8 protein-coding genes and 1 riboswitch are annotated in these 7,081 nt (G+C 36.0%); of the genes, 3 read left to right on the forward strand and 5 right to left on the reverse strand.

The window, feature by feature from the left end:
- On the forward strand, positions 1-136 hold a 136-nt coding region (locus EC501_RS17890), incomplete at its 5' end, for an IS3 family transposase (protein ID WP_148037844.1).
- A gap of 77 nt (positions 137-213) precedes the next feature.
- Here EC501_RS17890 and EC501_RS17895 read toward each other — a convergent pair.
- The 4 genes from EC501_RS17895 to EC501_RS17910 all read right to left on the reverse strand — a co-directional run bounded on the left by EC501_RS17895 (position 214) and on the right by EC501_RS17910 (position 4,804).
- Positions 214-1,515, reverse strand: coding sequence for a nucleobase:cation symporter-2 family protein (locus EC501_RS17895; protein WP_122973696.1), 1,302 nt, complete (start codon positions 1,513-1,515; stop codon positions 214-216).
- A gap of 35 nt (positions 1,516-1,550) precedes the next feature.
- Positions 1,551-2,123, reverse strand: a complete 573-nt coding sequence (locus tag EC501_RS17900; RefSeq protein ID WP_122973697.1) for a xanthine phosphoribosyltransferase — start codon at positions 2,121-2,123, stop codon at positions 1,551-1,553.
- A gap of 138 nt (positions 2,124-2,261) precedes the next feature.
- A riboswitch (purine riboswitch) is annotated at positions 2,262-2,363 on the reverse strand.
- Between the two features lie 180 nt (positions 2,364-2,543).
- Positions 2,544-3,224 carry a hypothetical protein gene (locus EC501_RS17905; RefSeq protein WP_122973698.1) on the reverse strand — a complete coding sequence of 227 codons (681 nt, stop codon included), beginning with the start codon at positions 3,222-3,224 and terminating at the stop codon, positions 2,544-2,546.
- A gap of 131 nt (positions 3,225-3,355) precedes the next feature.
- Positions 3,356-4,804, reverse strand: a complete 1,449-nt coding sequence (locus tag EC501_RS17910; protein WP_122973699.1) for an amino acid permease — start codon at positions 4,802-4,804, stop codon at positions 3,356-3,358.
- Between the two features lie 235 nt (positions 4,805-5,039).
- On the opposite strand from EC501_RS17910, the gene EC501_RS17915 reads away from it, so the two are divergent.
- Both EC501_RS17915 and EC501_RS17920 read left to right on the forward strand, forming a co-directional pair.
- On the forward strand, positions 5,040-6,251 hold the full coding sequence (locus tag EC501_RS17915; protein WP_122973700.1) for a CynX/NimT family MFS transporter: 1,212 nt from the start codon (positions 5,040-5,042) through the stop codon (positions 6,249-6,251).
- A 73-nt stretch (positions 6,252-6,324) separates the two neighbouring features.
- Positions 6,325-6,879 carry a restriction endonuclease gene (locus EC501_RS17920; RefSeq protein ID WP_122973701.1) on the forward strand — a complete coding sequence of 185 codons (555 nt, stop codon included), beginning with the start codon at positions 6,325-6,327 and terminating at the stop codon, positions 6,877-6,879.
- An 84-nt stretch (positions 6,880-6,963) separates the two neighbouring features.
- Here EC501_RS17920 and EC501_RS17925 read toward each other — a convergent pair.
- Positions 6,964-7,081: IS3 family transposase (locus tag EC501_RS17925; protein WP_148037832.1), on the reverse strand; the 118-nt coding region annotated here is incomplete at its 5' end.

Genomic DNA, 7,081 nt, shown 5'->3' on the forward strand with positions numbered 1-7,081 from the left:
CAAAGAAGCTGAGAGCTTAAAAGATTTGAAATACATAGTAGAAAATTATATGGATTACTACAATACTGCAAGAAAACAATGGACATTAAAGAAGATGACTCCGGTAGCATACCGAAGCCATCTAATCGCCGCTTAAAATAGGTGGCGAACTCCCTTTTAATTAAACTGTCTACTTTATAGGGTTCAGTTCAATTTTAGGGTCGCCCTCTTCTACTAATCTACTTTTATTGTTTGCGTATGCATTGGATCCTCTTTTTTTATCCCAATCATGTTAAACACAATGTTCAAAATAATAGCTGTAATCGATCCGCAAACAATTCCGTTGGATGTTAAAACGGAAATACTAGATGGTAATACCGCAAAGATTTCAGGTACCATAATTACTCCCCCACCAAGACCGATGGAAATAGCAGCTACCATTGCATTCTCTGGTGAGCGCATAATTTCAGGAGCTAACATCGCAATCCCTTGCGTTACTACCATACCGAACATCGCCAGCATCGCACCACCTAAAACAGCTGTTGGAATAATTGTAGTCAGTGCAGCTACTTTTGGTAAGAATCCTAATAATACGAGTAAAATTCCTGTTACAAAAATAACTCTTCGTTCTTTTACCCCTGTCATTTTGATTAACCCGACATTTTGGGAAAACGTTGTATATGGAAATGCATTAAAAATTCCTCCAATAATGGAAGCTAAACCTTCAGAACGGTATCCGCGAGATAAATCCTTAGAATTAATTGGCGTTTTCGTAATATCACTTAACGCAAAGTAAACTCCTGATGACTCTACTAAAGAAACCATTGCAACAAGGGTCATCGTAATAATAGCACTTACATCAAAGGTTGGTGTTCCAAAATAGAACGGTTCGACCATATGTAACCAAGATGCCTCATTTACTGGAGAGAAATCAACTTTCCCTAAAAAGGCAGCAATAATTGTACCAACTACTAAACCTAATAGAATGGAAATAGAACGGATGAATCCAGTAGTGAAACGATAAATGAGTAAAATAATAATTAACGTAAGGATAGCCAAAGTAATGTTTGATGCAGAACCGAAATCAGCCGCTCCTTGCCCACCACCCATATTATTCGTCGCCACCGGAATTAAGGAGATCCCGATAATTGTAACAACAGAACCTGTAACGATTGGCGGGAAAAACTTCACAAGCTTTCCGAATATCCCAGAAATTAATATAACGATAATTCCCGAAGCAATAATCGCTCCATAAATAGCTCCCACACCTTTGTCCGAACCAATGGCAATAATTGGACTTACTGCAGTAAAGGTACAACCTAACACGACTGGTAAGCCAATTCCGAAAAGTTTACCGCGCATTACTTGTACAATCGTTGCGATACCGCACATTAAAATATCGATTGCAACTAAATATGTCATCTGTTCCGTACTAAATTTTAATGCCCCACCGATAATTATTGGTACTAAAATGGCACCGGCATACATAGCAAGTAAATGTTGAATCCCTAGCGTTACAACTTTTGCTTTGTTCATTTGAACAAAATCCTCCTTAGTTTCTAATAGTTTTATTAATCAAAAAACTCAACTTGTCCATTTGCTAACGATTTAATATTGGCTAATGATTCAACGCGAATGCCTTGTTCGCGTAAAAGTTGTCCACCTTGTTGGAATCCTTTTTCAATAACAATCCCTACTCCGATTACATTGGCCTCTGCCTGTTGTGCAATATCTAATAATCCTTTTACCGCTTCACCGTTTGCTAAAAAATCATCGATAATTAGCACATTATCGTCTGATGATAAGAAGTCTCTAGAAACTGAAATTTCATTCGTTTCATTTTTTGTAAAGGAATGTACTTTAGAAGAATAAAGATTGTCTGCTAAAGTTAATGATTTTCTTTTACGGGCAAAAACAACAGGTGCCCCAATGACTAAACCTAACATAGTAGCTGGCGCAATACCTGAAGATTCAATCGTTAAAATTTTTGTAATGACATCATCTGAATAACGATTGGCAAATTCTTCACCAATTTCTTTCATCAATAAAGGATCAATTTGATGATTTAAAAAGGAGTCAACCTTTAAAACCGTCTCTGATAAAACTCGTCCTTCTTTAAGGATTTTATCTTTTAGTAATTGCATAAATGAAATTCCTTCCTTGTTTTGTTTTTGAGCAAATAAAAAAACTCGAAAAACTTATCCCGCTATGAGTGGAACAAGTCTTTCGAGTAAAATGTCGAAAGTTAATAGAATACGAAATTCCCCCTATAAGGGTACCGTAATCTAAACATTGCCTCTCATAGTCGACTTATTTACGGTAAGTCGGTAGAAACTTGCGAGCCATATCCTCGCCATTATATGAGTGAAAATATTAATAGCTTAATAGAAAAGCTAATTGTAAAGATTGTTAAGAATGTCCCAATTATAAACACGGATAAAATGAAATGCAATAACCCGCAAAATAATAAAACGATTCTAATTATTCGGAAATTAGACAAATTAGAAGGTATTTTCTAAACAATGTTCGCCTTTTAACCTTTTATTTCCTTCTTTAGATATAAATTAATGTAATAGCTGAATAAGTGTAGATTTAATCTGTCCAAAGGAGTTTCCTTCTTTTCCAAAATACCCCATACTTCGACACACTAGAACATCTACAATGCCTCCATTGTTCAGCTGTAGCTTTGCTATTACACCCTTTCGCTCTAGATTAGCAACTGTTTCATTTATATCCTGTTCTCTCAACTCGACTAGTTGATGTTGGAATTGTTCTAAAAACAACTTATAAGCAGAGGCACCTTGAAGTACTAAAATGTTTGGTTCAAATTCATTGAGCACTTGTTGAAATACTTCAAACCCTTGAATATAAAGTGGGTGTTTGCTTTTTTTCAATTGCTTCAAATTATCCGGGTCCGAAATAAAACAGTTTACGCTAGATAAAGTAACTGACGCATTCAAATGTTCCTCTACCCATTTCGCAAAGTTTATAGACCCTTTATATTCACGGGACATCTCGTCATGGAATACATCATGAAATAATTTGCTATCGACTAAAGAATCTGCATAGATTTCGATATCACCTGCATCTAAATGAAAATGAAGTTCTGGTTTTGCCCCTACTAAAAAAACCTTTGATTTGTATGGGTTTCCATCTCCTTGAAAAGGTAAAAACGCAATACTATCGGACTTTTTGTCCACTGCCCAACTTTGTATTTTTTTTAAAAATCCTTTCGACACTGACATATCTCAACATCCTTTACTTAGCGCTACTTTAGTTTATTATGTCCATTATAACAAGGAAAGTCTTTCCCTAAAGATGTAATTTTTAATTCCTTAAACAATAAAAAATCGGCAAATTATTTTGCCGATTTTTCTTATTTATCGAAATCGTAATCCTTTAATGAGACAACCTTCGTTTTATGTTTGATTTTATATCCTATCCATAATGCTAAAAATAAAGGTATCCCAATATAGGAAACTGCTACGCCATACCAATCAATGGATCCACCGATAAATGCAGTGTAATTTTGTCCAACTATAACGATTATACAAACGACAAGTGCAAATAAAGGTCCGAATGGGTATAACTTCGCTTTATATGGCAATAAACTTAAATCACGACCTTGTAATTGGTACGCCTTACGGAAACGATAATGACTAATCGCAATCCCAATCCAAGCAAGAAAACCGGAAAGACCTGAAGCATTTAATAACCACATGTATACGGCACCATCGCCAAAGAAAGAAGATAAAAAGGCTAAACAACCGACTGCTAACGTAGCTAACAACGCATAAACCGGAATACCACGCTTACTTAACTTTGCAAAAATTTTCGGCGCTTTTCCATCCACTGCAAGCTGCCATAGCATACGTGAAGATGCATAAAGACCTGAATTACCCGCAGATAGCATGGCAGTTAATATAATCGCATTCATCACTGAAGCAGCGAAGGCAATTCCTAATTTATCGAACACTAACGTAAATGGTGACACGGCCACATCTTCAGAAAGTAAGCGTGAATCTGTATAAGGAATTAATAATCCGATTGCAAGAATAGCTAAAATATAAAAAAGTAAAATACGCCAGAAAACTGAACGAACAGCTATCGGAATGTTTTTTCCAGGGTCATCTGTTTCCCCAGCAGTAATTCCTAAAAGTTCAGTTCCTTGGAATGAGAATCCTGCCGCTAAAAAGATACCGAAAATAGCAAGGAATCCACCATTAAAAGGCGCATCTCCAACAAAAAAGTTTTCAAATCCTAATGGATCATGACCACCTAAAATGCCAAAAATCATTAAAAACGAAACAACGATAAAGACAATAACCGTTGCCACTTTGATCATGGCAAACCAATATTCACTTTCACCATAGGCTCTAACGGATAATAAGTTAAAAGTTAAAATGATAATTATAAAAAGTACCGTCCAAAGAGCGGAAGAACTATTTGGAAACCAAAATTTCATAATGAGGGTTACGGCGGAGATTTCCGCTGCAATTGTTATCGCCCAGTTATACCAATAATTCCAACCCATGGCAAATCCGAAGGCCGGATCTACAAATTCCGTTGCATATGTACTAAATGAACCAGATGTCGGCATGTACGCGGCCATCTCCCCTAGACTTGTCATAAGGAAATAAACCATTATACCAATAAGAGCATATGCAATTAGCGCTCCACCTGGACCAGCTTGAGCTATGGAAGCTCCACTTGCTAAAAACAAGCCAGTCCCGATAGTTCCCCCAAGGGAAATCATGGTTATATGACGACTTTTCAAAGCCCTTTTTAGTTCAGGCTGATTTTGTTTTGATTCTTTGTCACTCATGTTGAAAATCTCCTTTAATATACGCATACATACAGTATGTACAATAATTCGATTACAAACTTACATGTTTAAAAAATAACAGCCATCACTTAAGGATGGCATTTTTAACTTTCATCACACTACCATAAACCTGGTAGAAGTTGTATGATAAAAATTAGCTCGTTTCATAGTTTAACATAAAAATTTATATTTTCTAATTTGTAGAATTTTCACATACATATTGGAGGGTCCAAAAATGACTACAAATAAAATTTCCCATCGAGAAAAAAAACTACATACCAATACGATACTTTTTGTCGTCGCAATTATTTTTTTCGCAAGTACATTAAGAACACCTTTAACTGGGGTTGGCCCTATTATTTCATTTATTCGGGATAGTCTTGGGATATCCAATGTATTGGCCGGCTTTTTGACAACTATTCCCCTTTTAGCCTTTGCCTTTGTTTCACCCTTTGTTCCACGCATTTCCCGTAAATTCGGCATGGAATGGACTTTATTTTACTCCATCATATTACTAACCATTGGTATTATTTTACGTTCCGTTGGAAGTACATCCCTTTTAATTATCGGAACCGTTTTAATCGGTGTTGCAATCGCTTTTGGAAATGTATTATTTCCAAGTTTTTTTAAAATGAAATTTCCTTTTCACATCGGTTTATTAACGGGTATCTACACTGTTTCAATGAATATTTCGGCAGCTGTAGCCCTAGGCATTAGCAATCCAATTGCGGCAAATTCAAACGTCGGTTGGCAAGGTGCATTAGCTGGTCCCATCGTCTTAACATTGATCACTTTAATCACTTGGATTCCCCTTCTCCGTGGAGAAAAAGTTGATTTAAATAACATTTCTAAAAATGGTACAACAAAGAGTGAATCTACCAAACTTTGGAAATCTCCGTTGGCATGGGCTATTGCTGTTTCCATGGGTTTACAGTCCCTTATTTTTTACTGTTCTGCTGCTTGGTTACCAGAAATTTTAATCTCCCAAGGCTTTAGTGCAGACAAAGCCGGATGGATGACTTCTGTAATGCAAATGTCTCAAATTCCAATGACATTCCTTATTCCTATCATTGCTGAGAAATTACGCTCTCAACGGCCCATCGTTATCCTTTTCACTTCGTTTTATATTGTAGGCTTTTTCGGCGTATTTTTTGAATTTACTAATTTCACTATACTATGGATGATCTTAATTGGACTAGGTGGAGGCGCGTCCTTTGGTACCGTCGTCATGTTATTTACATTACGTACAAAAACCGCTTATGAGGCTGCCCAAATATCCGGATTTGCCCAATCAATTGGCTATTTACTTGCAGCTATAGGACCAGTATTATTCGGATTTTTACATGATATGGCCAATAGTTGGTATGTACCGAATGGTTTATTTATTATCGTTTCCATCGTTTTATGTATTTCTGCTTATATTAGTGCAAAAGATCGCTATTTATAGCACACTATACAAACATACGTACCCCTTTTATGTTACAATGATATAAATTGTTACATAAAAGGGGTTAACCATTTTGCGAAAGCGCAAAGAAAAAAAGAAAAAACAAATTAGAATATTTCCCATTATCATCCTTGCGATTATTGGATATTTAGGATGGTACTATACAAATACGTTTAATGGAGCAATTTTTGCGATAATCCTTTTTCTTCTCTTAATTATTAGTTTTAAAATTTGGCGGAAGACACGGGGTTATGCCAGATTAAGAAAAGCTGGTATTAAGGAAATCGATGAAATGACCGGTGAAGAATTTGAGGAATTTTTAGGTCACCTCTTCCAAAAGCGTGGATATAAAGTTTCCTATACAAAGGCTTCAAGTGATTACGGTGCAGATTTAATTCTTGAAGATCGAGATGATATTATCGCCGTCCAAGCTAAACGCTATTCCGGTTCTGTTGGTGTAAAGGCTGTACAAGAAATTATCGGTTCATTGAAAATGTATGATGCGACCGAAGCATGGGTTATAACGAACAGCTATTTTACAAGACAAGCAGAGAAATTAGCCGAAACAAACGACGTGTATTTAATCGATCGAGACGAACTAATTGAAATGATTTTAAAGAAAAGATAAACAGTATACAAATCCAATAAATAAAAAAATCTGCTCTCTTAGCATTGGTACTGACCATCATTTTTGAGACAATAAGAAAATACCCTACTTTACAGTTAGTTGACGGTATTTAACCGGCGATTGGCTGTTTAGTTTCGTTTGAATACGGATATTGTTATAATATTTTATATAGTTTTCGACGATTTGGATCACATGCGCATTC

The sequence above is a fragment of the Lysinibacillus halotolerans genome, assembly GCF_003711845.1.
Lineage (GTDB): Bacteria > Bacillota > Bacilli > Bacillales_A > Planococcaceae > Ureibacillus > Ureibacillus halotolerans.

Bases quoted from the DNA above. Each gene is read 5' to 3' on its own strand.
- EC501_RS17900 (WP_122973697.1), bottom strand. From the start codon at position 2,123: ATGCAATTACTAAAAGATAAAATCCTTAAAGAAGGACGAGTTTTATCA.
- EC501_RS17910 (WP_122973699.1), bottom strand. From the start codon at position 4,804: ATGAGTGACAAAGAATCAAAACAAAATCAGCCTGAACTAAAAAGGGCT.
- EC501_RS17905 (WP_122973698.1), bottom strand. From the start codon at position 3,224: ATGTCAGTGTCGAAAGGATTTTTAAAAAAAATACAAAGTTGGGCAGTG.
- EC501_RS17895 (WP_122973696.1), bottom strand. From the start codon at position 1,515: ATGAACAAAGCAAAAGTTGTAACGCTAGGGATTCAACATTTACTTGCT.
- EC501_RS17915 (WP_122973700.1), top strand. From the start codon at position 5,040: ATGACTACAAATAAAATTTCCCATCGAGAAAAAAAACTACATACCAAT.